Annotated in this window: 18 protein-coding genes, 1 tRNA gene and 4 pseudogenes; 8 read left to right on the top strand and 15 right to left on the bottom strand. The window is 66.6% G+C overall.

Features of this window, described 5'->3' with window-relative positions; translation table 11 throughout:
- Positions 1–46: 46 nt before the first annotated feature.
- The 3 genes from ACIPC1_RS28600 to ACIPC1_RS28590 form a co-directional block, all read right to left on the bottom strand.
- Positions 47–565, bottom strand: coding sequence for a toxin-antitoxin system HicB family antitoxin (locus ACIPC1_RS28600; RefSeq protein ID WP_402521924.1), 519 nt, complete (start codon positions 563–565; stop codon positions 47–49).
- 211 nt (positions 566–776) lie between these two features.
- Positions 777–1,604: a TetR/AcrR family transcriptional regulator gene (locus tag ACIPC1_RS28595; protein ID WP_402521921.1), complete on the bottom strand. Its 828-nt coding sequence runs from the start codon at positions 1,602–1,604 to the stop codon at positions 777–779.
- Between the two features lie 645 nt (positions 1,605–2,249).
- Positions 2,250–3,248, bottom strand: a complete 999-nt coding sequence (locus ACIPC1_RS28590) for an RNA polymerase sigma factor RpoD/SigA (protein ID WP_384381997.1) — start codon at positions 3,246–3,248, stop codon at positions 2,250–2,252.
- Between the two features lie 172 nt (positions 3,249–3,420).
- On the opposite strand from ACIPC1_RS28590, the gene ACIPC1_RS28585 reads away from it, so the two are divergent.
- A complete protein-coding gene (locus tag ACIPC1_RS28585; RefSeq protein ID WP_402521918.1) occupies positions 3,421–3,939 on the top strand; it encodes a GNAT family N-acetyltransferase in 519 nt (172 codons plus the stop codon).
- Between the two features lie 31 nt (positions 3,940–3,970).
- Here ACIPC1_RS28585 and ACIPC1_RS28580 read toward each other — a convergent pair whose 3' ends face one another.
- Positions 3,971–4,738, bottom strand: a complete 768-nt coding sequence (locus tag ACIPC1_RS28580; protein WP_402521914.1) for a dioxygenase — start codon at positions 4,736–4,738, stop codon at positions 3,971–3,973.
- 276 nt (positions 4,739–5,014) lie between these two features.
- Here ACIPC1_RS28580 and ACIPC1_RS28575 point away from each other — a divergent pair, with 276 nt between their 5' ends.
- Positions 5,015–5,518: a MarR family winged helix-turn-helix transcriptional regulator gene (locus ACIPC1_RS28575; RefSeq protein WP_402521911.1), complete on the top strand. Its 504-nt coding sequence runs from the start codon at positions 5,015–5,017 to the stop codon at positions 5,516–5,518.
- 175 nt (positions 5,519–5,693) lie between these two features.
- Here ACIPC1_RS28575 and ACIPC1_RS28570 read toward each other — a convergent pair whose 3' ends face one another.
- Positions 5,694–7,241 (bottom strand): MFS transporter, encoded by a 1,548-nt coding sequence (locus tag ACIPC1_RS28570; RefSeq protein ID WP_402521908.1) that lies wholly within the window; start codon positions 7,239–7,241, stop codon positions 5,694–5,696.
- A gap of 233 nt (positions 7,242–7,474) precedes the next feature.
- On the bottom strand, positions 7,475–8,119 hold the full coding sequence (locus tag ACIPC1_RS28565) for a TetR/AcrR family transcriptional regulator (RefSeq protein WP_402521905.1): 645 nt from the start codon (positions 8,117–8,119) through the stop codon (positions 7,475–7,477).
- Between the two features lie 273 nt (positions 8,120–8,392).
- On the opposite strand from ACIPC1_RS28565, the gene ACIPC1_RS28560 reads away from it, so the two are divergent.
- From ACIPC1_RS28560 to ACIPC1_RS28550, 3 genes are all read left to right on the top strand, one after another.
- Positions 8,393–9,667: a M6 family metalloprotease domain-containing protein gene (locus tag ACIPC1_RS28560; RefSeq protein WP_402521902.1), complete on the top strand. Its 1,275-nt coding sequence runs from the start codon at positions 8,393–8,395 to the stop codon at positions 9,665–9,667.
- A 253-nt stretch (positions 9,668–9,920) separates the two neighbouring features.
- Complete coding sequence (locus ACIPC1_RS28555; RefSeq protein WP_402522369.1) at positions 9,921–11,585, top strand: IclR family transcriptional regulator C-terminal domain-containing protein; 1,665 nt, start codon at positions 9,921–9,923, stop codon at positions 11,583–11,585.
- A 183-nt stretch (positions 11,586–11,768) separates the two neighbouring features.
- A tRNA-Arg gene (locus tag ACIPC1_RS28550) sits at positions 11,769–11,841 on the top strand.
- Between the two features lie 330 nt (positions 11,842–12,171).
- Here the strand turns inward: ACIPC1_RS28550 and ACIPC1_RS28545 are convergent.
- Positions 12,172–12,480: pseudogene (locus ACIPC1_RS28545) on the bottom strand (transposase); the annotation flags it as partial.
- Between the two features lie 231 nt (positions 12,481–12,711).
- Here ACIPC1_RS28545 and ACIPC1_RS28540 point away from each other — a divergent pair.
- Positions 12,712–13,915 (top strand): annotated as a pseudogene (locus ACIPC1_RS28540) (IS110 family transposase).
- A gap of 4 nt (positions 13,916–13,919) precedes the next feature.
- Here the strand turns inward: ACIPC1_RS28540 and ACIPC1_RS28535 are convergent.
- From ACIPC1_RS28535 to ACIPC1_RS28520, 4 genes and pseudogenes are all read right to left on the bottom strand, one after another.
- Positions 13,920–14,480 carry an IS5 family transposase gene (locus ACIPC1_RS28535; RefSeq protein WP_402521899.1) on the bottom strand — a complete coding sequence of 187 codons (561 nt, stop codon included), beginning with the start codon at positions 14,478–14,480 and terminating at the stop codon, positions 13,920–13,922.
- Positions 14,481–14,520: 40 nt separating this feature from the next.
- Positions 14,521–15,444 (bottom strand): annotated as a pseudogene (locus ACIPC1_RS28530) (PAS domain S-box protein); the annotation flags it as partial.
- A 210-nt stretch (positions 15,445–15,654) separates the two neighbouring features.
- Positions 15,655–16,284: pseudogene (locus ACIPC1_RS28525) on the bottom strand (caspase domain-containing protein); the annotation flags it as partial.
- The gene (locus ACIPC1_RS28520) at positions 16,268–16,612 is read right to left on the bottom strand and encodes a hypothetical protein (protein WP_402521897.1); all 345 of its coding nucleotides are present in this window, start codon (positions 16,610–16,612) and stop codon (positions 16,268–16,270) included. The pseudogene ACIPC1_RS28525 and the gene ACIPC1_RS28520, both read right to left, overlap by 17 nt.
- A 383-nt stretch (positions 16,613–16,995) precedes the next feature.
- Between ACIPC1_RS28520 and ACIPC1_RS28515 the strand changes: the two genes are divergently transcribed.
- Positions 16,996–20,148, top strand: coding sequence for a hypothetical protein (locus tag ACIPC1_RS28515; RefSeq protein ID WP_402521895.1), 3,153 nt, complete (start codon positions 16,996–16,998; stop codon positions 20,146–20,148).
- Positions 20,149–20,921: 773 nt separating this feature from the next.
- Positions 20,922–21,869: a hypothetical protein gene (locus ACIPC1_RS28510; protein WP_402521893.1), complete on the top strand. Its 948-nt coding sequence runs from the start codon at positions 20,922–20,924 to the stop codon at positions 21,867–21,869.
- Between the two features lie 53 nt (positions 21,870–21,922).
- Here the strand turns inward: ACIPC1_RS28510 and ACIPC1_RS28505 are convergent, their stop codons facing one another.
- The 4 genes from ACIPC1_RS28505 to ACIPC1_RS28490 form a co-directional block, all read right to left on the bottom strand.
- A complete protein-coding gene (locus ACIPC1_RS28505) occupies positions 21,923–22,531 on the bottom strand; it encodes a DJ-1/PfpI family protein (RefSeq protein WP_402521891.1) in 609 nt (202 codons plus the stop codon).
- Between the two features lie 136 nt (positions 22,532–22,667).
- Positions 22,668–23,045, bottom strand: coding sequence for a hypothetical protein (locus ACIPC1_RS28500; RefSeq protein WP_402521889.1), 378 nt, complete (start codon positions 23,043–23,045; stop codon positions 22,668–22,670).
- Between the two features lie 23 nt (positions 23,046–23,068).
- A complete protein-coding gene (locus ACIPC1_RS28495; RefSeq protein ID WP_402521887.1) occupies positions 23,069–24,058 on the bottom strand; it encodes a hypothetical protein in 990 nt (329 codons plus the stop codon).
- 208 nt (positions 24,059–24,266) lie between these two features.
- A complete protein-coding gene (locus ACIPC1_RS28490) occupies positions 24,267–25,169 on the bottom strand; it encodes a helix-turn-helix domain-containing protein (protein ID WP_402521885.1) in 903 nt (300 codons plus the stop codon).
- Positions 25,170–25,267: the final 98 nt, after the last annotated feature.

Below are 25,267 nucleotides of genomic sequence, written 5' to 3'. Positions count from 1 at the left end.
GGGTGATGAAGCGGTGCGGCAGGGGAGCGGTGCGGCAGGGGAGCGGTTAGCGCACCCAGCCCGTGATGCTCTGTCCGACGGTCTGGGTCTTCTCCGTCGTACGCGGTCGGGTGCCGCCGTCGACCGCGGCCGACACCGCACGCACCAGCCACGCGTTGACCGACAGGCCCTCGCGGGTCGCGGCCTCTTCGGCGCGGGCCTTGAGGTGGGCCGGCAGGCGCAGGTTGACGCGGGCGGTGCCGCCCTCGTCGCCGTCGACCGGAGCCGGGGCCCTGAGTGCTTCGACGGCCTCGGCCGACCCCGGGGGAACGCCGTGGTCGATGGGCGGCAGTGTCACCACGAAGTCGGGGTCGAGCCCCCGCAGCCGTACGTCGACCGAGCCGGGGGCGAGTTCGCGGGTGATCTCGTCCGTCGCGGCGGAGAGCACATTGAGCATGATCAGCCGGGTCGCCGACTCCAGGGGAGCGGTGAGCCTCTCTGCCAGCTCACGGGCTTCGTCGCCGCCGGCTTCGGCGGCCACCGCGAGTTCGCGGCGGAGGGTGTCGACATACGGAGTGAGGTCCATGACGCCATAGTGGCACCACGGTGGTGCCACGCGCAAGCGGCAGGGCGACACCTCGGGGGCAGCAAGATGGAATGACCCATCCGACCTGCGAAAACTCACTGGCACCTATTTGAGTGAAGATGGCGCCACGCGCGCTCATACGCTTCTTAGAGCTCAGGATGGCGCCGGGTGGCGCCACCGTGGCACACCGGGTGCGCCACGCCTCCGTCGGTCACCCGGTGTGCCACGGAAAGTCGCGAAGGGAACCGAGGTTGCGCACCGCGAGCGCGACGGGACCGGCCGGTCCGTCTGCCGGGTCGTCGCCGGCGGCCCACGCCTCCACCGCGACGCGCACCGCCGCGCCGGCCAGGGCGGCGCCGAGTCGGATCTCGGGAGAGAGCGGCGGCAAGGGACCGCCGGGCGGCCGGGAACCGGGTGCGCCTCCATCCCCACGCCGCGCGGTGGCGGCCCGCGCCCCCAGCACCGCCGCCAGTGTCCGCTCCGCGGTATGGCACGCCTCGCCCCACACCCTCAGCAGGGCCGGGCTCCCCTCGGCCAGCCGGAGCAGGGAGCGGACCCACTGCAGGGACTCCGCGCGCACCCCGACCCCGGGTGTCATCGTCTGGACGACCGCGTGATGGAGGGCCTCGGGGACGGTCAGGTGGGCCGGGGCGTCGCGGACCGTCTCAGCCCATTTCTGGGCACCCGCGGCGAAGAGGGGGCCGAGGGACTCCTCCTTGTTCGCGAAGTAGCGGTAGAAGGTGCGCGGAGCGATGCCGGCGTCGCGGGCGATGTCCTCGGCGCGGGTGGCACGCAGGCCGTTGCGCATGATGAGCCCGGCTGCGGCGCGGGCGATGTCCATGCGGGTGGCGGCCTTGCGCCGCTCGATCAGCGAGGGAGCCTGGCCGTCGGGCGAGGAACTCGGGGCCGCGCGATTGCCGGAGGTCCGGCGAGTAGGGGCGCTGGCGGGACGTTCCTCGGATGCCGGACCGTCGGAGGCCGAGGCCACTGGGGCCGCCGCGTCCGCTGAGGCCCGGGCCACAGGTTCGGTACCGGTCACGAACGGCAGGTTATGCCTCTGTGGCACAATCTGCCATTCGGGTCACCCCGGGGTTCAGGTTCGGGGTGGCCCGTCAAACGACCTGCCCGGAAGCAGCCTCCCACGCGCGAGGCGCAGGGCCTTCCGCACCCCTCTCGCCGGGCAGCCGGGCAGCAACCCCACGAGGCGCAGGGCCCCGCACCACCCCTCTCCCCGGGCAGCAGTCGCACGAGTCACCGGCAAGGATCACCCGAATCGCCCGGGCACGAACCTCACGAGCGCCAGGACAGCAACCACGCGAATCGCCCGGGCATGAACCTCACGAGTCGCCCGCACAGCAGCCACGCGAATCACCCGAGCAGCAACCACACGAGCCTCGCCGTCCGCCCCGCAGACGAACTCGCCGTCCGCCCCGCAGACAAAAAGGAGCCGAGCCCCGGCGCCAGGGGGGGGAGAGGCGCCGGAGCTCGGCTCTGGAAGAGTCCCGGCGCGGGGGGGGTGTGCGTCGGGACTCGGCTTCGGGGGTCACGGACGTATGCCCGGGAACCTGGGGCCTAACCCTGGGCCCTGAAGTCTTGTTCCCAGAGCCCAGCAAGTTGAAGCGGCCTAACACGGCCATGTCCGGTCGGCCTGTGGCCGACATCTGTCGGTAACGAAGAGGCGGGCTTACGCAGCCGCGTCGAAACCTGTGTCGCGTGCCAGCTTCTTCAGTTCGAGCAGCGCGTGCTTCTCGATCTGGCGGATGCGCTCCCGCGTGAGGCCGTGCTCCTTGCCGACCTCCGTGAGCGTGCGCTCCCGGCCGTCCTCGATGCCGTACCGCATCTTGATGATGGAGGCCGTGCGCTGGTCGAGGCGGCCGATCAGGTCGTCCAGCTCCTCGCTGCGCAGCAGTGTCATCACCGACTGCTCGGGCGAGACCGCGGAGGTGTCCTCCAGCAGGTCACCGAACTGGGTGTCGCCGTTGTCATCCACCGCCATGTTCAGCGAGACCGGGTCGCGGGCCCAGTCCAGGACGTCCGCCACGCGCTCCGGTGTGGAAGCGAGCTCGGCGGCGATCTCGGCGTGCTCCGGCTCGCGCCCGTGCTCGCGGTTGAACTCGCGCTGCACGCGGCGGATCCGGCCCAGCTCCTCGACCAGGTGGACGGGGAGGCGGATCGTGCGCGACTGGTCCGCTATGGAGCGGGTGATGGCCTGGCGGATCCACCACGTCGCGTACGTGGAGAACTTGAAGCCCTTGCGGTAGTCGAACTTCTCGACCGCGCGCACCAGGCCGGCGTTGCCCTCCTGGATCAGGTCGAGCAAGGGCAGGCCGCTGCGCGGATAGCGGCGGGCCACGGCGACGACAAGGCGCAGGTTCGAGCGGATGAAGACGTCCTTGGCCCGCTCGCCCTCGGCGACCAGCGCCTCCAGCTCCTCGCGGGACGCGTCCGCCTCGGCCTGGGCCTCACCTTCGAGGATCTGCCGCGCGAACACACCCGCCTCGATGATCTGAGACAGCTCTACTTCTTTGGCGGCGTCGAGCAGCGGCGTACGCGCGATCTCGTCGAGGTACATGCCGACCAGGTCGCGGTCGGCGATCTCGCCGCCTACGACGCGAACACTGCGTGCACCGTCGCTGGTCTCGCCGGAGGCGGACTTACGACGGGCGACGGCACGGGTTGCCATGCGTGCTCCCTTGCGATGGTGGGCTTGCGGGTCGGTCCGGACACTTTGGGCTCACCCTCCCGGGTGCCCGGCATCCGAAGGAAACAACGACTGGAATCCGGACAGAATTCCCAACCCGCCCCTCGATTTTTCTGATCATGCAGTACCCTGTCCCGCCACAGAGGGGTACCAGATGACGACAGAACGTACAGAAGTGCAGGTCAGGCCGGGATCCGAGGGTGATCTCGATGCTCTCACCGCCATCTACAACCACTATGTGCGTGAGACGCCCATCACATTCGATACCGCTGTCTTCACTGCGGAAGAGCGTCGTCCGTGGCTGCTCTCCCACCCTGAAGACGGACCGCACCGCCTGATGGTTGCCACGGACGTGGACTCACAGGCAACTCTTGGGTACGCCACCAGCAGCCCGCACCGCCCCAAGCCCGCGTACGCCACCTCGGTCGAGGTCACCATCTACCTCGCCCCAGAAGCGGCCGGCCGCGGCATCGGCACCCGCCTCTACGAAGCCCTCTTCGAGGCCCTGGAGGGCGAGGACCTGCACCGCGCCTACGCGGGCATCGCCCTGCCCAACGAGGCGTCCACACGGCTGCACGAACGCTTCGGGTTCCGGCACATCGGCACCTACCGGGAGGTCGGCCGCAAGTTCGGCCGGTACTGGGACGTGGCCTGGTACGAGAAGGAGCTGTGACCCGGTAGGCACGGCCGGGCGTGGCCACCGCTCAGCCGAACTGCACCGACCGCTTCGCCATCCCCAGCCAGAACCCGTCGATCACGGACTTCTGCCCGTCGAGCTCACCGACCGCGTCCGCCGCACCCATGGTCACGAAGAGGGGCGCGAAGTGCTCGGTGCGCGGGTGGGCGAGACGGCCCGCCGGGGACTTGCGCTCGAAGTCGAGCAGCGCGTCCACGTCACCGGCGTCCAGCGCACGGTGACCCCAGTCGTCGAACTCGCTCGACCAGGAAGGCACGCCGCCGCCGGTGTGCCGCAGGGCCGCGAGGTTGTGCGTGAAGAAGCCGGAGCCCACGATCAGGACGCCCTCGTCGCGCAGCGGCGCCAGCTTCCTGCCGATCTCCATCAGCCGGACCGGGTCGAGGGTCGGCATGGAGATCTGGAGGACCGGGATGTCGGCCTCGGGGAACATCTCCACCAGCGGGACGTACGCGCCGTGGTCGAGTCCGCGGTCCGGGATGTCCTGCACCGGGATGCCTGGCGCGCGCAGCAACTTCCGTACGGACTCGGCGAGTTGAGGGGCGCCCGGAGCCTCGTACCGCACCTGGTAGAAGTGCTCGGGGAAGCCCCAGAAGTCGTATACGAGGGGGACCGTCCCGACCGCGCCGAGGGCGAGGGGGGCCTCCTCCCAGTGGGCGGAGACCATGAGGATCGCCTTGGGGCGCGGCAGGTCGGCGGCCCAGGCGGCGAGCTGGCCGGGCCAGACCGGGTCCTCGGCGAGGGGCGGGGCGCCATGACTGAGATAGAGGGCGGGCATGCGCTCCTGCGGGGCGCGCCCCTCGGTCGCGACAGACGTGACGACAGACGTGACGACAGAATTGACAGCGGACGTGACAACGGGCGTGACAGGCGTGACAGCAGGCGTGACAGCAGACGTGACAGGAGACATCGCGGCGGCTCCCTCCGGCGGGGTTCGAACACACAGCCCGAAGTATCGGTCCCCCAAGCGGCCGATACTTGAACTCTCAATATTGATCCTCACCATAGTCCCCGTTTGTTTAATTTTCAAGAAGGGGCTCGTACAGTGGAGTACATGAACACGGCATCCGCTCAAGAGACGCGCTGGCTCACTGACGAGGAACAGCGCACCTGGCGTGCCTACATGCACGCATCCACCCTTCTGGAGGACCATCTCGACCGACAGCTCCAGCGGGACGCGGGCATGCCGCACGTCTACTACGGCCTGCTCGTACAGCTCGCCGAGGCGCCGCACAGGCGGCTGCGGATGACCGAGCTGGCCATGAACGCGAAGATCACCCGGTCCCGTCTCTCCCACGCGATCGCCCGCCTGGAGAAGAACAGCTGGGTACGGCGCGAGGACTGTCCCTCCGACAAGCGGGGGCAGTTCGCGGTCCTGACGGACGACGGCTACGAGGTCCTGAGCCGGACCGCGCCCGGCCACGTCTCCGCCGTACGCCAGGCCCTCTTCGACCGACTCTCCCCCGAGCAGCAGAAGGCCCTCGGCGAGGCCATGCGGATCATCGCCGAGGGGCTCCAGCCGAAGGACGCGGGCGCCGACCTGCCCTGGCTGCGTTAGGGCTCTCTCGTGGGGAGCCGTAACGCAGCCAGGGGACCGGCGCGGGTCCGCCCCGGCTCCAAAGTGCTCGGAACCGGGGCGGACCCTGGGATTCGTACGGACGAGGCGTCCCCACCCCTCGTCCGTACGCGAAGTACGAAGTACCGGGGGTACGACGGGGTACGAACAGCCGGCGTCAGTGGGCGACCACCGGCACCTTCAGCTCGTCCTCGGCACCCTCGCCCGCACCCGCGCCGGAGACCGAAGAGATGTCCGGACGGCCGGTGTTGATGAGGGTCGCGGCGACCGTCGCGGCGAGCACGAGGATGCCGACGGCGAACCAGATCGCGTTGGTGTAGCCGTGCACCTGGCCCTCCAGCTGGACCAGCTGCTGCTGGGCCTGGGAACCGGCGCCGCCGATGTGGTCCTTGATGTACGCGGTCGTCGCCGAGGCGGCGATCGTGTTCAGCAGCGCCGTACCGATCGCGCCGCCCACCTGCTGCGAGGTGTTCACCATCGCGGAGGCGACACCGGCGTCACGCGGCTCGATGCCGAACGTGGCCAGCGACATGGCGGGCATGAACGCCGTACCCATACCGAGACCCAGCAGCACCATGCCCGGCAGGATCACGCTGGCGTACGAGGAGCCGATCTCCAGCTGGGTCAGGAACAGCATGCCGAGCGCGGCGACCAGGAAGCCCGGGCCCATCAGCAGGCGCGGCGCGACCCGGGTCATCAGGCGGGTGCCGATCTGCGTGGAGCCCACCATCATGCCCGCGATCATCGGCAGGAAGGCGAAGCCGGTCTTGACCGGCGAGTAACCCTTCACGATCTGCAGGTAGTAGGTCAGGAAGAGGAACAGGCCGAACATCGCGATGATCGCGAGGCCGAGCGAGAGGTAGACGCCGCCGCGGTTGCGCTCGGTGATGACACGGAGCGGCAGCAGCGGGGCCTTGACCCTGGACTCGGTGAGGACGAACCCGGCGAGCAGTACCGCCGAGGCGACGAACAGGCTGAGCGTCACGGAGTCGCCCCAGCCGTCGGACTCGGCGCGGGTGAAGGCGTAGACGAGCGTGACCAGACCGAGGACGGAGAGGACTACGCCGGGGATGTCGAGCGGCGAGCGGTTGCGGCCACCGGCCGGCTCACGGATGACGAAGTACGCGCCCAAGGCGGCGATGATCGCGAACGGGATGTTCACGAAGAACGTCCAGCGCCAGTCGAGGTACTCGGTGAGGACGCCGCCGAGAATGAAGCCCACAGCGCCGCCACCACCGGCGATCGCGCCGTAGATGCCGAACGCCTTGGCGCGCTCCTTGGGCTCCGTGAACATCACGGCGAGCAGCGAGAGCGCGGCGGGCGCGAGCAGCGCGCCGAAGGCACCCTGTAGGGCGCGGGCGCCGAGCATCATCGCCTCGTTCGTGGCGGCGCCGCCGATGGCGGACGCACCGGCGAAGCCGATCAGACCGGCGACAAAGGTGCGCTTGCGGCCCCACAGGTCGGCGATACGACCGCCGAAGAGCAGCAGACCGCCGAAGGCGAGAGCGTAGGCCGTGATGACCCACTGCCGGTTGCCGTCCGATATCCCCAGGTCCTGCTGGGCGGAGGGCAGCGCGATGTTCACGATGGTCGCGTCGAGGACGACCATCAGCTGGGCGAGCGCGATGAAGCTGAGCGCTTTCCAGCGGTTGGAATGTGCCGAGTTGACGTCGGACATTGCTGTCGAACTTCCTGTTTCAGACATGGGAGTACCCACTCCGGGACTTCGTAGCGAAAAAGACGATGAGACGAGGACAGAGGGAAGCGATAAGGGAAGGGGTCGGCTCGTCGACGGTGACGGCCGTAAAGGGCTGTGCGAGTTCTGGGTGGCGTTGTACGAGTTCTGGGTGGCCTTCGTGGTGCGTGCTGGTGATGACCGGGGACCGACCGGTCAGGTCACCGTTCTCGCCATGGGTCTGGTGTCAGTCCCGCCATCGGTCACGCACCTCGCAGCCCCTCCATGGTCGCGGCCGTACCCGGCAGTTCGGAGCGGGCCGGTGCCCGCAGGCCGTCCAGGAACAGCTGCAGATGACGGTGTACGAAGCGGTCGAAGCCCTGGCATGCCGTGCCGGGCAGCGGTCGGGTGAGCTGGGTGACGGCGACCATCAGGTCTCCGGCGGCGACGTCGGAGCGCAACTGTCCGGCCTCCCGGGCGCGCTCCATCATTCCCTCGACCAGCGCCTCGATCCGCTGACGTGACGCGAGCAGATCCGGGTGGTTCTTGTCGAAGTTGCCGGAGAGCATCGCGCACAGCGCGCCGAACCGCTCGTCGACGCAGGCGTGCACGAAGCGGCTCAGCACCTCGAACGGGTCAGCGCTCTCGGTGAGCGCCAGTTCCGCCTGCTCGGCCGTACGGTCCATGACCGTGCAGACGACCTCCCGCACCAGTGCGTCCCGGTCCGGGAAGTTGCGGTACACCGTGGCGTTGCCTACGCCGGCCCGGCGGGCGATCTCGTCGAACGGCACATCGGAGCCGAACTCGATGAACATCTCCTGGGCGGCGCCCACGATCCGCTCCCGGTTACGCAGGGCATCGGCGCGCGGCCGGGGCACTCGGCGCTGCGCTCGGGTTGCGGTCTCCACGGCGTACTCCTTGTAGGTGGTTGACGGCCGTTCGCGTAGATGACGGCCGGGTTGCGATCCGGGGATTAGCTCCCCGCTTCGCTCGGACACCTGACTAAACGGGGAAACGGTCCCCGGTTATTTCCCGCCTTCGGTGTGACCTGAGTCACATCCACTGCGGCGAGAAACCCACGATCGGGCTCATCCAGCGCGCGCCCCGGCACCCCTCGCCACAGGGTGATCGAAAGGGTGCAGTCGGTGACCGGCGGCTGCCGTCGAGCGAAGGGCTCCCGTATGCAGCCGACCAGCCGTCGGATACGCCCGCGCCGCGTGGTCGCGCTCGCCTCGGTGGCCGTTCTGACACTGGCGGTCAGCACCTCCGCCGGCACCGGTCATCTGACGGCGGACTCCACGACGGCGGGCTCCATCGCGCTGGCCCGCTCCACGGCGCTCGGTCCCTGCATGATCAACGGCTCGCTGGGCGTACAGATGGGCGAGGGCATCCCGACGTCACCCGGGTACGCCCGCTCCACCGGCACCGTTCGCGCCCTCACCCTGATGGTCGACTTCTCCGACGCGCCCGGCCAGGGCAGCGCGCTCGACCGCCTCGCGGAGTTCTTCCCGCAGACCCAGGAATGGTTCAGAACCGGCTCCTACGGCCGCCTCGACTACCGCCCCGAAACGCCCGTACGGCACTGGCTGCGGATGCCCAAGCCGTTCAAGACGTACGGCATAGAACGCGGCGCGCCCTTCGACCCCGGGTACCGCACGCTGGTCCAGGACATCGTGGCCACCGCCGACCCGACCGTGGACTTCCGCTCGTACGACCTCCTGAACGTGCTGGTCACGCCGAACGCCGGGCCCTCCGCCCTGGACACCGTCCTGTCCGTGACCTTCGCCGGCAACACCGAGGCACCGATCGCCGACGGCGTCGTGGTCTCCAACGCGTCCTTCGTCTACAGCCGCCAGGACGACGGCTCCGGCTCCTACGGCGAGACGGGCTACCGGGTACTCCCCCACGAGAACGGCCACACCTTCGGCCTGCCCGACCTGTACACGCAGGACGGCGGGGGCGCGGTCGGGCACTGGGACATCATGAGCGAGGACTGGGGGGCCGGCAACGACCTGCTCGGCTGGCACAAGTGGAAGCTCGGCTGGCTCGACGAGACGCAGGTCGGCTGCGCCGCCGCGGCCGGCACCACGGAGTACACACTCACCCCGCTGGCCAAGACGGGCGGCGCCAAACTCGTCTTCGTACCGACCGGCACCAAGACCGGGTACGCCTTCGAACTGCGCACCCGGGACGGCAACGACCTGGCCGTCTGCCGCCCCGGCATCCTGATCTACAAGGTCGACGCGAACGTCGACACCGGCAACGGCCCCATCACCGTGTACGACTCCCACCGCGACAGCGGCGGCTGCACCCGCTCCCCCAACGTGCACGCGGAACTCTCGGACGCGCCCTTCGCCCCCGGCGAGTCCTTCAAGGACCCCAGGACCGGCGTCGTGATCACCGTGTCGGGAGTGGATCTCGCGGGGAACTACCGGGTGTACGTGACCCGACGCTGAGCCGGGGCCAGGCCTGCCGGTACGCCGGTGACCTGCTGAGGACCTGCTCAGAACCTGCTGAGGCGGCCGGGCAAGGACTACCGTGTCTCTTCTGAGTGCCGCAAACGGAGAGCCCATGCCATTGAACGTCGTGCCGGCCCCCGAGGACGAGACCGAGACCGAAGACGGGAGCGGAAGCGGACGCAGAAGCGGAAGCGCACGCGGGACCGTGTTGACCGGGACCGCCGTGCCCACCGAGGCCGTGACCCCCCTCATGCGCGGGATCGCCGTCCTGCGACGGCTGACCGAGGCCGACGGAGTGTCCAGCCTCAGCGGCCTCGAGCGGGCCACCGGGCTCGCGCGTTCCACCGTCGACCGGATCACCGCGACGCTCGCGCGCATGGGGTACGTACGACTCGACGGCCGGGACGCCGTACTCGCCCCGCGCCTGATGGAACTCGGCAACGCCTACCTCGGCGCCCTCCGCCTCCCCCGCCTCCTGGACGCGCACGCCGACGCCCTCGCCGACGAACTCGACGAGTCGGTGTCCCTCGCCGTCGGCGACCGGGACGGCATCCGCTTCATCCACCAGGCGACCCGGCGCCGCGCCATGTCCCTGAGCTTCCGCATCGGCGACCTGCTCCCCGCCGAACGCACCGCCCCCGGACCCCTGTTCGCCACCGAGTGGGGCGAGACGGAGTGGGCGCGGTGGCACGAACGCCGGGCCGCCGATCCGGAGGACCGCGGTTTCCCCGCCGTACCGGCACGGAGCCGGCCGTTCGCCGACGCACCGTCCGGGTCCCGCGAGTCCGCCAACCGTGACCACGCGGCCCGGCCCGCCCCGCCCGTCCGGGTCGTCACCGTCGGCGACGACTTCGAGACGCGTACGGACGAAGCCCGCAAGGACGGCTGGGCGCTCGACGACCAGCTCATCGAGCCCGGGCTAGTCGCTCTTTCCATGCCGGTACGGGAGGCGGGGCGCATCGCCTGCGTGGTGAGCGTGGTCAGTCACACCAGCCGGCACACCGCGGCCGACCTGCGGGACACCCTGCTGCCCCGGCTGCGGGCGGCCGTGGCCGCGATGGAACGGGAACTGCGCGTGACCCCGCCCGCCGCCGAACCGACCGCCCCCTCCGGCCTCGCCACCTGGACCGGCGCCTCCAAGCAGGAACTGGGCCGGGAGTTCATCGAATCGCTGGCCCGCGGACTGACCGTGATCACCTCCTTCGGCGAGGGCCGCGCCGAGCTGACCCTCACGGAGGTCGCCCAGGCGACCGGGCTGGCCCGCGCCACCGCCCGGCGCGCCCTGATCACCCTGGAACACCTCGGTTACGTCACCACGCACGGCCGCGTCTTCCGGCTCACCCCGCGCGTCCTGGGCCTCGGCTTCCCCCCGCTGTCCAGGACCTCGCTCCCCGACATCGCCATCCCCCACCTCGCCGAACTCTCCCACCGGTTGCACGAGTCGGTGTCGCTCGCGGTGCTGACCGGCGACGAAATCCAGTACGCGGCACGCGTCGCCACCAGCCGCGTGATGAGCGTCAACGTCACCGTCGGCACCCGGCTGCCCGCGTACGCCACCTCACTGGGCCGCGTCCTGCTCGCCGACCTCCCCGACGCGCACCTTCCGGAGCTGCTCCCGCTGACCCCTCGTACCCTCACCGATCCCCAGCAGCTGCGGGCCGAACTGGACCGCGTACGGGAAGCCGGATACTCCCTGACCGACGAGGAGTTGGAGGAGGGGCTGCGATCCGTCGCCGTTCCGGTGCGCGAGCGCGGCGGGCGGGCCGTCGCTGCCGTGAACGTCGCCGTGCACAGCAGTCGCCGTACCGCCGAGGAGTGCGTCCACGACATCCTGCCCGAACTCCACACCACGGCCGGGCGAATCGAGGCGGACCTGCGGGTCGCGGGGCGCTTCAGGCGGGTACCGGTGGGGTGAGCTCTGGCGGCGCCCCCGGACACCCCACCGGCAAGCCGGTCACCGGCCCCGACCCCGGCCGCCCCACCACCCAGCCCACATCCGCTACCCTGTCCGAAGCTGCTCCTAGCGGCAGCACAGACCTTGCAGAGACCTGGCTGACCACTCACCCAGAGTTACCCACCGTGTCTCAGGCAGGGCCCCGCCTTCGTAGCTCAGGGGATAGAGCACCGCTCTCCTAAAGCGGGTGTCGCAGGTTCGAATCCTGCCGGGGGCACGCGACTAAGGGCCAGCTCAGGAGGGGTCTCCTCCCGGCTGGCCCTTTACTTTGTTCGGCTTCGTGCCACTAGTGCCGCTTGGATGCCACATCCCTGGACGCGGGCGGGTCGCCCCCGTCCTTGCGGATCATCGCGCCGAGGCGATCAGAAGTGGCCCGAACACCATCGCCCGAGAAGCCCAGAGCGTCACTCGGCCAGGTCTCGTGGGGGCGAACGCCTCCCAGAGCGGGACACTTGACGGCCGCGCGGCCGACGTGAGCTGGTGTTGTGCGTGGTCAGCCGTCCACAGGACAGGGTCCCCAACATTTGAAGTCGACTTAGACCGTGTCCTACGTGGTGAGGCGGACGAGGCGCTTGTAGCAGCAGAGGGCGGCGGCGAGTCCGAGGAAGGCCAGGTAGTTGCGGGGGTGGCGTTCGTAGCGGGGGCTGAGTCTGGGGTAGCCGGACAGCCACGACATCGTCCGTTCAATCACCCACCTGCGGCGGTCCAACCGTTCGCTGGACTCGATGCTTTTGCGCGCGATCCGGACTCCGATTCGCTTGCCGCGTAGCCATCTCCGCAGGCTGGCGTAGTCGTAGGCTTTGTCTGCGTGGAGGCGCTGGGGCTTGAAGTAGCGGCCGTTGTGGGGGTCGTGTCTCCTTACGTTGTTCCTGGGGTTGATTCCGGTCACTCGCAGGATCGGAAGGCCCAGGGATGCTGGGTGTGGCTGCGTGTCTCCAGCCCGGTGGTGGCTTCAAACGGTTGGCCGCCCGGCAATCCCGCGACGACTCGACCACTGATTGGGACGCGCGGCAAAAGATCGCTTGGTAAGGACACGCTGGCGAGGTCGTCTGCTGGGACGGATTAAGGAACGACTACGGAGGCGGCCGTGCCCCAACTGTGGGCTGGTGTGGATGCAGGCAAGGCCGAGCACCACTGCGTGGTCCTCGGGGCTGACGGCAGGCGGAAGCTGTCGCAGCGTGTGGTCAACGACGAGAATGCATTGCTCAAACTGATCAGCGATGTGCTGGAGTTGAGCGACGGTGAGGCGGTGACGTGGGCGATCGACCTCAACGCCGGCGGAGCTGCCCTGATGATCGCGCTGCTCACCGACAACGGGCAAAAGGTCCTCTACATCCCCGGCCGCACCGTCCATCACGCCTCCGGCTCCTACCGGGGCGATGGGAAGACGGACGCGAAGGATGCCTTCGTCATTGCAGATCAGGCGCGCATGCGCTGTGACCTTCAACCGGTGCACCGCGGCGACGACATCGCGGTCGACCTGCGATTTCTCACCTCGCGTCGCTTGGATCTGGCTGCGGACCGCACGAGAACCATCAACCGGCTACGGGCCCAGATGCTGGAGTACTTCCCAGCTCTGGAGCGAGCCTTCGACTACAAGGAGTCGAAGGCGTCCTTGGTGCTGTTGACGGCCTACCAGACTCCGGCTGCCCTGCGGCGGATAGGGAAGAACCGGCTTGCGACCTAGTTGAAGAACCGCAAGGTCCGCAACTCTCAGCTGGTTGCTGCCACCGCGGTCGAGGCCGCCGAGGCCCAGCACACCGCCGCGGCTGGAGAGAAGGTGGCCGCCGCAGTGGTGGCCAAGCTCGCGCGGGAGGTGACGGCCCTCGATACAGAGATTGCCGAGACCGACGCCCTGATCGAGAGCCGGTTCCGCGACCACCCACACGCCGAGGCCCTCTTGAGCATGCCCGGCGTCGGATCCATCCTGGGCGCCGAATTCATCGCCCACACCGGCGGAGACATGAGCGTCTTCGGGAGTCCCGACCGCCTCGCAGGTGTCGCCGGCCTGGCCCGGTCCCGAAGGACTCGGGACGAATCAACGGGAACATGCGCCGCCCCCGACGCTACTGCCGAAGGCTGCTGCGAGTCTCTACATGTCGGCCATGGTCGCCGCCCGGTGCTGTCCCGTCTCAAAGGCGTATTACGAGCGAAAGAGGGCCGAGGGCAAGAGCCACAAGCAGGCCATCATCGCCCTCGCACGACGATGCCTGAACGTCATATGGGCCCTCATACGCGATGGCCGCACCTTCGAGATCACCGCGCCCACGCCTCCTGTCGCACTGGGCTGAACGCTCACAGCACGTCACCAGCCAGGCTTGACAACCTCATTGGGAATCGTTTAATCGTTTGGTGACCCCCGACCATGGGCTTCAGCCCTTCGCTGTCGCGGGTGTTACCAGCTGAGATGCCGACGAGGAGAGGCAGTCCGTTCGCGTCCGACAGGATGTGCATCTTGGGACCCGGCTTGCCTCGGTCTACGGGGCTCGGGCCTGTGAGTTCGGCCCCTTTTTTAGCCCTGACGTGGGCGGTGTCGGGGACGACGCGGGTGACGTCGATGAGGCCGACGTCGTCGAGCCGGTGAAGCACGGCTTCGTGCAGGCGGCCCCATACTCCCGCCCTCGACCAGATGAGAAACCGGCGGTGCGCGGTCGACTTCGATATCCCGAAACACGGCGGCAAGGCTCGCCAGGCGCAGCCACTGACCAGCACGTAGACGATCGCCGCGAACAGCGTCTCATCAGGCGTGTCCTGCGTTCCGCCGCCCTGCGGCCGCATCCTCGACGGAGGGATCAGCGGCTTCGCGATCTCCCACAGCCCGTCCGGGACAATCCAACTCCACGCACCCCGCCCCATGAACAGACCACCGAATGATCACCACGTAGGACACCGTCTAAAGGTCGTGGAGATGCACGAGCATGAACTGCGGTCCGGAGGCACTGTCAGCGACAACGCTGTTGCGCATCGACACCAACAGGTACGTGCCGTCCCTGCGACGAAACCTCACCTCCACCCTGCCACCTTCGGCGGAGGTGCGCAGGAGAATGCCGACGTCCTCGGGATGGACCAAGTCAGAAAAGGAATACCGGCGCATGTCGGCAGCAGGTCTTCCCAGCATCCGGCACAGCGCATCATTCGTGCGCAGGATCCTTCCATGCTGCTCACCGCCCATTTCTGCGATCGCCATGCCTGACGGCGCGTATTCGAAAGCCTGCCGGAAGGACTCCTCGCTCGCGCGCAGTGCTTGCTGCTCCCGTTCGAGGCGGACTAGCGCACGTTGCATGTTTGCTCTCAGTCGAGCGTTGCTGATCGCAACCGCGGCGTGAGCTGCATACACCTGAAGCGCCTCGCGCCCCCACGCACCCGGGCGCCGGCCACTGCGTGGCCGGTCGACCGATATAACTCCGACGAGGTCTTCAAAGTCCTTGCCACCAGCGGAGTACATGGGAGCGAAAAGGCGATCATCAGGATGCCATCCATCGCCGTCCTGTGGCTCGAGCCCGTCGGATTTCCACTGGGGCACCTCGTCAGAATCGAGCGCCCACCCTTCCGTGTACGGAATGAATCGCAGCGTCCCCCATGCTTCTCCCATGGAAAGACGGCGTTCCCATGCAGCCCGGGAACCGATCCGGCCCGTGATCAGAGCTTCTGCCTGGGGGTTGCCGACCAAGGCCGCAACGACCAGTTCTCCGTCCGGCCGCACCAGGTTGAGGGCTACCAGCTCATAGCCCAAGCCCGCCACCACTCCTTCGGTAATGGCCTGAACCGTGTCGGCGAGGCTGTGCGCCGGGGAGACCTGTTGGATCAGCTGATCCAACAGGCTGCGAAGACTGGCGAGGCGGACGTAGGGCTCTGACTCAGTGGGGCCCGCTGTTGCCTCATCGGACGACTGGGTAGCGCTCCATGATCTCCAGTCAGCCCGTGGTGCCGACGGAGGCACGTAGGCTGTGTTGCGCACGAAAACGGCCCCTCCGAGGTTGTTACGGCACAACCTGTGCGGCTCGGGCCTGGCCTTGATACTGAGTTCTAGACGTAGCTTCCTGTAGATCGTGTCCAGGTCGAGGAACTCACCACCGTCGAGGACTCCATCGTCGAGGAGCCTGATCAGTTCTCCCGTGAACGCTGTGTACTGCTCTCCGGGAGGGGCGAGGGCGACCGAATTTTCGGCGGAGGCAGCCAGCAGATAGGTGCCCTCCACTTCCAAAGCAGCCTCGGCAGCCTGCACACCAAAGGCCCGGGCGCTGTAACAGCAGTCAACAATAACGATCTTGCGAACTGCGGGACTGTGCTCGATAGAACGCCGAATCCATTCGAATGGTGCCGCTGTGTCGTGCACCGATGCCCGATCGCTGTCGCCCACCGCCAGGCACAGTTGGCCGGTACGCGATTCGATGAGTCCGTGGCCCACGTAGTAGACGATCAGCGCGTCTGTGGCATCCTGTGCCGCATCAGCCACTGGTTTGGACAGCTGCCGAGGGGTCTGAGGGTTGATCACTACCCGGCAGTGGTCAGCTGGCAGACCCCAGGTATGCGGTTGAGTGAAGAGTGTGGCAAGAGACTGCGCGCTACGCTCCGCGGCCGGTAAGTCGTCAAGCGTCTCGTAGGCGCCAGCGCCGATGAAGACCGCTCGTGATGCGGACGGGTCAGGCAGAGCCGTCATCGCCGGCCACCGGGTCTGCGCTCAGTACCTCAATGAGACGCCGTGCTTCCTCAGTCGAGGATCCCGAGATAGTGATACTCACCCCGCCCTCGTGGTCCAGAGTGATTGTCGGATTCTGCGGACGCGTGGCCCGCCAGGCGGCCAAGGACATGGCGAGGGATGCCGTGCTGAAACCACTGCCGACGATCAGCGACACAAGGTCGATCAAGTCTCCCTGCGCTCCCGGCGGCGAAGAACGTGACGCGCCGAGACTCGGCCGTGCGCAGCGGCGAGCAATCGGATCCGCAAGCAACCACTGGTGGAGCGACCTCAGTTCCTCCTCCGGCATGTCCACACCTTGGAAACTCAGATCCACCCGCACAGGCGGCCCCCCTTGCCCAGCACTCTCAGCACGCACCACTGTGGCGGACAGGCTATCGAGGTTCGAGCTCGAACGAGTCGGGATCCACCCAGGCGGCAGTCACTCTCACCGGGCTGCAGGTGATCGTCAGTTGCACAGCCCCACGCATCCGACTGAGTTACAGCTTTCTCTACTGGTTCAAGGCGGCTCGCTCCGCTCCCCGCGCGCGGCACGGGCCTCGGCGGGCCTGCGCTCCTGTCTCCGCCCCGCACCTCTAGGTGCCTAAGGCCGCTTCACCAACTTTCGTCGTACGGGATCTGCAAAGCGCACAATCAAGCACGGAATGTTGCTGCGATGTGCTAAAAGAAAATATGGACGCACCAGAGCTTGAGCAGGCGCTGCTTGATCACCTCGTAGACGAGCTGAACGACGAAGGCAGGAGAGCGACAAGCTTCCTGCGGTCGGCTCGGGCTTTGATCGACCTTGAAGATGACTCTGTTCCAGAGCACGGATCACTCGTCGCTTACACCCTTAGAGAAGCAATGAAGGCTATTCCCTCCTCTCAAAGCGTAGCTGGCAGTGGGGGTGAATGGAAGATATTGTCCCGTGAAGTCGTGGAGGCTAAGCAGCGATTGCTGGCGGCTGCCGAGCTAACTGAAGCGGATCGAGAAAGTTCTCTTCAGCAGCTTGTGAGTAAAATCGATTCCCTCGATACATTCCACAAGCAAGATGCCATACATCAACGACGATTGATCGCCGTAATCGTTAACCGCACAGGAACACAACCATTTTCCGCGGGAGAAATAGCCCCGATTTCAACATATCAAAAAATCCTGGGTCACCTCGATAGGGGTCTACATAGCGGCATAACGATCACTGCGGCCCGAGCCCTCTGGCGTGACTCCGTGAACATTCTCCGCCAGCTTTTCACACCCCCTGAGGTTCGCCTGGCGGAGCTTGACGAACTGGCTGCTTTGGAGAACCCGAATGACGAAAATATCGAAAGCCTCAAGCAACTAGTGGTGAGCCCTTATCATCTTCGACGATTCCTGGGGCAGCTGGATTCCCCGGCATGGCTCACCGTGCTGGTAGAAACCAGTTTGCTGGATCCTCCCTCTGAGCATCAGGGCTGGCCAGTGTTCGCCGCAGTCGACAATCTCAAAGCGGAGCACTCTCCACAACTTGCCATGATCCTCGACCAGATCGCAAGACGGTCCATCCACAGTGAGGTGGCAACTTGGTACACCGCGCGCGCGGCTCTAGATATCTCTGAGCATGGGCACGCGATCCTAAAGCTCTGCCTTAAGAAGCATCCACGTTCGGCGCCAATATCTAGCTTCGCGAGTAGCGCAGCCGAGAAGGCCGACGCAACAGGTGAATTTATCGAATTCGTAGCCAACATTATCCTCAATCATTCTAACTGGATGCACACAAAGGCCTATGTCAAAAAATTCCTAGAAGTTTACATCTCGGGAGTGAACGAGGAAAACGGACTCAAGAGACTAAAAATACTGGCGTATAGAGTATCAGACGCCCCAAAGGAGGAAATCGAAACGGCGCTCTTCGTGTTGCAGAATGCATCCTTGAGCGACTACCCCGGAGAGGTGAGTGAGAGGAGATCTCTGCCTGTGCTCTTGGACGCCCTAATTCTCTGCCTCAAGAAGCTGGCCGGATTTGTTGAATACCATGAACTTATCTCACATATAACTCCTCTCCCGGCGCCCCTCCAGGAGCGATCCCGGTCGTGGATTCTGGCCAATTCGCGGAATGTGGATATACAGACAATTTCGCAAGAGTTGACCACAGCCATCGCAACACGCGCCCCTCTAGCGGACGACGAGATTCTGATTCAGCGTGTAGTTTCCGAGATACCGGCTCACTCATATGCATCCGCATGGAAAGCCGCCCTGGGCGATCCTCCGGATATTCAAGAACTCGGAGCTGCTCTGGCTGAGCGAAACCCCAAGGAGGAGTGGCTCCGGGCCTACCGATGGAGTGCATTTCTACCGAGCGAGGTGAGCGCGTCCTGGGCGACGACCGTGGCCGTTATATCCGGCGCATACGGGCCGCCGGCAAGGAGGCTGGAGCCGATCCGGCCCACCTTTGGGTTTGGTAGGAGCCCAATAAGCAGCGAAGAGCTTGCTGCCATGACACCGCAAGGCGCAGCCCAATGGATTGCCAACTGGTCTCCTAGCGATAGCGATTTCCTGGTAAGCGCGCGCGAACTCGGTCGGGCTCTGGAGTCGGCTGTTTCTTCTGGCGCGAGAGAATGGTCAAGAGAGCCGATAGTAACCGCCAGTCGCCTTCATCATCCCACTTATATTGCGCACTACCTTCAGGGTCTCGTTAACGGGGTATCTGACATCACGACAGAATCCATTAGCCAGATAGTCGACTTGATCGAACTCACTCGCACTCATCCATGGCCGGTCACAGCCCTAGGAAATAACGACTTCGATTACGACCCTACGTGGCGACCGACGGAGCACGCAGGCATATCGCTGATTAAGGCTCTCGCACAGTCAGATCTTGGCTTCGCCGACCGCGTGGACTACGTGTGGTCTATTCTTCAAACGGAAGCCACGGATATGTCGGAGCCCTCTGGCGTGCTATCGAACTCAGATGACTACCTAGAAACGGCAATAAATAGGCCTTTCACGCGTGCACTCGAGGCGGTCTTTTCCGTCATATCGATGGAACGGAAGAAGAGTATAGTTCGCGACGATGGCTTGCGTACCATTGAGGCCCTGCTAACGCTCACAGGCCGCGAGGGGGCAGAAGCTCGGGCTATCATCGCCCCGAGGGTGCGATTTATTTCCTACGTTTCGCCTGAATGGCTAGAGGCGATAGAGCCCAAACTGTTCGGAAATGAGTCTCCATCGGATCTCAAGCAGATCTCCATCGATCTCGCTTTGCAATGGGGGCAACCGTACTCCTGGCTTCTTGAGAAGTATCGGGGCCTCGTAAGAGACGCTGTCCGGCGCAAGGTCAAGAATGCGCTCGCTCATTATTTGATTGCTATGCTTTGGAAGGCACGAGGATACTCTCCTGAAGAGACACTGAACTTCCTCGCAGAAAATTCCACGATATCTGAGGCGGGGAAGAACCTGGGACTGACTCTCAGGGGACAGGATGATATTTCTGATCAGGCCTCAGTAGCCGTAGACTTCTGGAATGCTGTTATAGCGAAGCATCCGCACGATCTTTTTGGATTCGGATGGATGGCAGACGTGTCCGCCATAGCGGATAGCGACTGGAATGGCATCATGCTCAATACTTTGCTTGCCACTCAAGGGAAAGTTGATCTGCCTCAATCCGTCGCCGAGAGAGCATCCGCGCAAGCGCAAAGCAAAGAAACACTGGCAATCCTTGATGCGCTTGTACGAGGGCTTGAAGAGGAATGGGACCGCAGGGAGGTAGCCAGCTATGCCAAGTCTTCCCTTCTTTCAGCGGAATCCTTGAAAGAAACGGCCGAGTACCGGCGACTCCGAAACACTCTGCTGGAGAGGGGACTTATGGGGTAGAACTGTTGTCCCAGCCACGGCGCGAGAAATTCCGTACTTTGCAAGCTAAGAGCACCATTCGCGCTTCAATCCGCCACGAATGCGGTTTCCGAGTCTCAAGACTCGCGCACCGTCGTCACGCGGTCAGCCGTCGCAGCTTGCTGTGGTCGACGACACAAGCAGTAGCGTGGCTAAGGCCGGTGGAGATGCAGCGAGGCACACGCGTGCGTGGTCGGCCGGCGCACCCACCGTCGTGGCTGACTGTCGTCGGCCGAGGTTCGTGCCGCTGCCATGCCAGATGCGGGGGTCAGCCACGGTCAACGGTCGTGTCTCGCAGTTGAGGTATAGGCAGCCTGGCCAGGTATCGAAGCCCCAGCTCAGCGGCACGATCCGCCAGCCTCTCTCCTGAAGCGGGTGTCGCAGGTTCGAATCCTGCCGGGGGCACAGCAAAGCAGCAGGTCAGAACCCCTTCTGCCCGGTAGGGCGGGAGGGCTTCCGGCCCTCGCCAGCTGATGTACGAGGCTGCAGCCGAGCGCGAACCAAGCACCGCCGAATCACCTGCGCAGGTGCTGTCTGGCCCATCACCACCCAGACCGACAAGCGTCGTCAAGCCGCCATGGCACACAGCCTCCAGCCCTGGTGCAACGTCGGTCGCGTGGAGACTGTTGTCGCTCCCCGCCCTGACGACGGAAGTCGCCGGCACCGTTGGAGCCTGTCCTGGCGATCGGCTGGGCGAGTCGAGCGGCTGACATATCCGCTTGGTGTTCGGTGCAGAGGTTGAGACCCTTTCCGGCATGGCCAACTGGGCGACTTTCGTTGTGGTGTCGGAAGACGGTGGCCTCGATGTGTACGAGGCCCGGTTCGGAGCGGTGGGTCTCGACCTGGACCTGCTTGCCGGGCTTGATGCCGTCCTGTCCCTCCTCCGCGCACGCCCCCAGGTGCAGGGACAGTGGCCCTGGCGCGGCGACAGTGCCTGCGAGGCGGCGGCGTTGATCGATTTGCGGCGCAAGACGCTGTTCCTCTTCACCTGGGAGGGGGCGATCACACGGATGCGCCACCGTGCGGCCGCCTGGGAGGTACTGAGCCGCGCATGGCCAGGCTGGGAACTGCGCTGGACCTACGACGGCCAGGCCGAACTGCTCGCCTGCCTCGGCCTGGACCCGGAGAAGTCCCGGGACCCCGATCGGTCCGTGTACCCGGAGTTGGTGCTGGAGCCCGACGACGAGGAATTGGCGGGCCGTGACCCGTGCGTCCGCGTGGTCACGATCGGCACTGACCGGTGCCATCTGTTGTCCGCGGTCAACGACCACCCGATCACCGAAGGGCCCGCCCTGGTCAATCGGCTCGCGGGAACACCCGACCACGGGGTGTGCGCCATCGCCGCAGAATCCGGAATCCACGTCGATCCCGAGCGACGGCGGGTCGGCTGGTGGCTGCTCAACGCGACAGCGGAAGCTGGGGAGATGGCCGCGCGCTGGCCCGGCTGGACAGTGGAGTTCTGGCACGACCGCTGGGAGGAGCACGTCCGCGTGGCGGATGGCCGGTTCGCGCCACCGCCGGTCAACCGGGAGCAGGCCCTCGCAGAACTGAGGAGCGAAGCCCTGGAGCACTGGTCCCCACGTCGCGCCTCCGAACCGAACGAACGGATCGGCTGGATGCAGGCGATCGCGCCAGAGGCTCTCACGGACGCCGTGATAGCGAATATCAGCGCCCTTGCGGGCGCGGTCGTCCCGGTCTCCTGACATCGCCCGGCCCCGTCCTTCTCCAGGGCGGGGCCGGGCGATGTCGTGGGACCTCAGCGCAGTACGACCTCGCCCGCGTGGACGGCGCGCATGGCGCGGTCGACGGTTTCCTGGTTCTCGCCGACCGGAGCCACGTAGTCGATGACGTCGCGTGCGGCGGCCTCTCCGAGGGTTCGGGTGATCACCCATGTGGCGAGGTACTGGGACGCCATGCAGCCGCCCGCCGTGGCGATGTTCCCCTCGGCGTGGAAGGGCGCGTCCAGCACCGTGACGTTGCGGGCCTCCACAAAGGGCCGGGTCTTCATGTCCGTGCAGGCCGGCATGCCGTCCAGCAACCCGAGCCGGGCGAGCACCAGCGCGCCGGAGCACTGCGCGCCGATCAGCTGTCGTGAGGGGTCCAGTGCCAGCCGGGAGATCAGCCGGTCGTCGGCGACCACCTCGCGCGCCTTCACGCCGCTGCCGATCAGCACGACGTCGGCTTCGGTCACGTACTCCATCGGGCGCTGCCCGGTCACCTCGACGCCGTTCATCGAGGTGACCACCGGCGTGGGTGTCGTGATGAAGGCCTCCAAGCCGTCCTTACGGCACCGGTTGATCAGCGCGGAGGCGATGAAACTGTCGAGCTCGTTGAATCCGTCAAAGGTGACCACGGCTACCTGCATGGCAACTCCTCACAGCACGGCAATCGGCGATGGAGTGCAGTTTCTCAGGGCGCTGCGCCCAGGTCACAGGCCAATTGGCGGGGAGTGGCTCACCTCATCCTCTCAACAGAGTTGCTCGGTACAGAGCGGTACAGAGTTATTCGGTACCGGTTTCGGCCTTGTGCAGCAGCTGGGCCAGCAACAGGGCGCCTCCGGCCGCTGCCCCGGCCCCGACCGCTCCCGCGGCCAGGAAACCGCGAGTGGAGCGCCAGGACAGCACCGACCACCGCGACTGCGCGGACAACAACGACCCCGTACTCAGCCAGGACCCCGCAGAGATCAGCGACAGGGAGGACCCAACCGAGCCCACCGACAGGGCGCTTCCGATCGAGCCCACCGACAAGGCCGAACCGACGGACCCCACCGACAGCACCGATCCCACCGAGCCGATCGACAACACAGAGTCCTGGGACCACAGCGACAGCACCGAATCAGAGGAGGCACGACGGACCGACCGTGCGGGCAGTTTTGTCATGGGACCATCCTGCCCGCCGGCATCTACCGGTGGCTGTGCAAGCGGGCGCGTACGAGGTTGGGGTCGGTGGCTGTGAAGTAGGCGGCGTTGAGGATGTAGACGTTGTTGCCGTGCAGGGCTATGGAGGTGGGGTTCTGGAGGCCGTTGGTGGCGTTCAGGACGGTGGTGGTGGTGCCGTTGGGGTGGATGCGTACGACTGTGTTGGGGGCGTTGAGGGCGGCGAGGACTTCTTCTCCGTGGCCGGTGAAGGCGAAGTCGTCGATGCCGGTCAGGCCCGAGGCCCTGACCTGCGGGGTTCCCGCTCGGTTTCCGGGGCGGATCGGGATGCGCAGGAGGGTGCCCTTGTCGAGGTTGGTCACCCAGAGCGCGCCGCGGTGTACCTTCGCGCCGTTGGCTCCGAGGAAGCCGGTCGAGGCGAGTTCGGGGGCGGTGGACCATGCGGTGGCCGTGCCGCCGGTGACGGGGACGGTCCATACGGTGCCGAGCACCGAGTCGGTGATGTAGAGCTGTTTGCCGTGCTCGTCCAGGGCCAGGCCGTTGGGCAGGCCGCCCGCGGGGAGTGCGGCGATGCGCAGCGGGGACTGTCCGGGGCGCAGCCGCCACAGGCCCGTCAGGTCGGCCGTGCCGGTTGCGTAGAGCACGTACACGGTGCCGTCCGAGGTGTGGACGATGCCGGTGGCCAGGGGGAAGCCGAGGGCTGGTGTGTTGACGCCGCCGTCGGTGGGTGCGGGCAGCGTTGCCAGGATGCGGGTCGCGCCCTGGGGGGTGATCTGAGCGACCTGGCGGCTGGCGGCGAAGGTGACGTCCGCCGTGCCGTCGGGGAGCAGGGTGATGTTCTCCGGCATCTGGCCCGCGGACAGGTCGAAGTGGGTGGCGATCCGCACATCTGTCAGGGGCTCGCCTGCCAACTGTGCGTTGGCCGGGGTTGCCGCTGTAACGACGGATGCGAGCACCGCTATGGCTGACATGGTGATCTTGATGCTTCGCATGGACATGGACATGGGCGTGCGCATGGGCAGGGTTCCTTCACTGGTTTCGGGCAGGCGGCAGCCATGGTGCGGCGCCGTGGTCGGGAGGACGCCTTCGAAGGGATGCTGGCGCGGATACGGAACTCACGCGCCGGGCGCAGCGCCCTCAGGCGACGGAGCGGAGCGGATCGGGCCGGGCCGGGCCGGGCCGGGCCGGGTCAGGTCAGGTCAGGTCAGGTCAGGTCAGGTCAGGTCAGGTGGTCGTGCGGATATCAGCGCCCCGGCGCGGCAGCGTCGCCTCTCGTGGGGCGGTCGCGTGGGCGAGCAGGGTCAGGGCGGTCGCGGAGGGGGAACCGGGGGCGGCGGTGGCCACCACCAGGGTCGGGCCGTCGCCTTGCGGGTTCTGCAGTGTCTGTTGGGTGACTGTCACCGTCCCGACGAGGGGATGTCGCATCTCGTAGTCGGCGACATCGCAGGCCAGGACCCGGTGATCGGCCCACATCTCGGCGAACTGCCCGCTGCGCATGGTCAGTTCGCCGATCAGCGAGGCCAGCAGCGGATCGGTCGGGTGCTTGCCGGCCGTCAGGCGCAGATTGCCCACCACCGCACGGGCCTTGGCGGGCCAGTCGGCGTACAGCTCGCGGGTGTGCGCGTCGAGGAAGACCAGCCTGGCCATGTTCGGCCGTCGGTCCGGGTCATCGGGGCTGTCCGGATCGAGGTGGCCGGCGAACAGCCCATGTCCTGGCCGGTTCCAGGCCAGGACGTCGGCGCGGCGGCCGATGGCTATGGCGGGTGTGCCGTCAATGGCTGCCAGCAGGGCGCTGGTTGCCGGGGTGATGCGTTCAACGCGCGGCTGTACGACGGGACTTGGCCGTCTGGGTGCACGGGCCAGGGCGTGCAGATGGGCGCGCTCGGAGTCGTCCAGGCGCAGGGCGCCGGCGATGGCGTCGAGCACCTCGCGCGAGGCGTTGCGTGACTGCCCCTGCTCCAGGCGGGTGTAGTAGGGCGCGCTGATGCCTGCGAGCATCGCGAGCTCCTCCCGCCGCAGCCCCGGCACCCGACGCCGTTCGCCGTACGTCCGCAACCCGACGTCCTCGGGGCGCAGTTGGCCCCGACGTGCCTGGAGGAAGTCGGCGAGCTGCCCGTGCTTGTTCATGGTGCCGAGTATGCGCACCGCCGACGATCCGCGCCTGACCCCGCCGGGGTAGGGATCCGCAGGGTCTGGCTCGCCCCTGCCCCGGACCCCACGATGAG

Source organism: Streptomyces sp. NPDC087263, assembly GCF_044744645.1.
Classification (GTDB): Bacteria; Actinomycetota; Actinomycetes; order Streptomycetales; family Streptomycetaceae; genus Streptomyces.
This window is presented reverse-complemented; position numbering and strand designations above follow the sequence as displayed.

What these genes read in the sequence shown, in the direction of transcription:
- ACIPC1_RS28600 (WP_402521924.1), bottom strand. Translation starts at nt 565, where the DNA reads ATGGACCTCACTCCGTATGTCGACACCCTCCGCCGCGAACTCGCGGTG.
- ACIPC1_RS28590 (WP_384381997.1), bottom strand. Translation starts at nt 3,248, where the DNA reads ATGGCAACCCGTGCCGTCGCCCGTCGTAAGTCCGCCTCCGGCGAGACC.
- ACIPC1_RS28585 (WP_402521918.1), top strand. Translation starts at nt 3,421, where the DNA reads ATGACGACAGAACGTACAGAAGTGCAGGTCAGGCCGGGATCCGAGGGT.
- ACIPC1_RS28580 (WP_402521914.1), bottom strand. Translation starts at nt 4,738, where the DNA reads ATGCCCGCCCTCTATCTCAGTCATGGCGCCCCGCCCCTCGCCGAGGAC.
- ACIPC1_RS28575 (WP_402521911.1), top strand. Translation starts at nt 5,015, where the DNA reads ATGAACACGGCATCCGCTCAAGAGACGCGCTGGCTCACTGACGAGGAA.
- ACIPC1_RS28570 (WP_402521908.1), bottom strand. Translation starts at nt 7,241, where the DNA reads ATGTCTGAAACAGGAAGTTCGACAGCAATGTCCGACGTCAACTCGGCA.
- ACIPC1_RS28560 (WP_402521902.1), top strand. Translation starts at nt 8,393, where the DNA reads ATGCAGCCGACCAGCCGTCGGATACGCCCGCGCCGCGTGGTCGCGCTC.
- ACIPC1_RS28555 (WP_402522369.1), top strand. Translation starts at nt 9,921, where the DNA reads ATGCGCGGGATCGCCGTCCTGCGACGGCTGACCGAGGCCGACGGAGTG.
- ACIPC1_RS28535 (WP_402521899.1), bottom strand. Translation starts at nt 14,480, where the DNA reads ATGGGGCGGGGTGCGTGGAGTTGGATTGTCCCGGACGGGCTGTGGGAG.
- ACIPC1_RS28520 (WP_402521897.1), bottom strand. Translation starts at nt 16,612, where the DNA reads ATGCCGGAGGAGGAACTGAGGTCGCTCCACCAGTGGTTGCTTGCGGAT.
- ACIPC1_RS28515 (WP_402521895.1), top strand. Translation starts at nt 16,996, where the DNA reads ATGGACGCACCAGAGCTTGAGCAGGCGCTGCTTGATCACCTCGTAGAC.
- ACIPC1_RS28510 (WP_402521893.1), top strand. Translation starts at nt 20,922, where the DNA reads ATGGCCAACTGGGCGACTTTCGTTGTGGTGTCGGAAGACGGTGGCCTC.
- ACIPC1_RS28505 (WP_402521891.1), bottom strand. Translation starts at nt 22,531, where the DNA reads ATGCAGGTAGCCGTGGTCACCTTTGACGGATTCAACGAGCTCGACAGT.
- ACIPC1_RS28500 (WP_402521889.1), bottom strand. Translation starts at nt 23,045, where the DNA reads ATGACAAAACTGCCCGCACGGTCGGTCCGTCGTGCCTCCTCTGATTCG.
- ACIPC1_RS28495 (WP_402521887.1), bottom strand. Translation starts at nt 24,058, where the DNA reads ATGCGCACGCCCATGTCCATGTCCATGCGAAGCATCAAGATCACCATG.
- ACIPC1_RS28490 (WP_402521885.1), bottom strand. Translation starts at nt 25,169, where the DNA reads ATGAACAAGCACGGGCAGCTCGCCGACTTCCTCCAGGCACGTCGGGGC.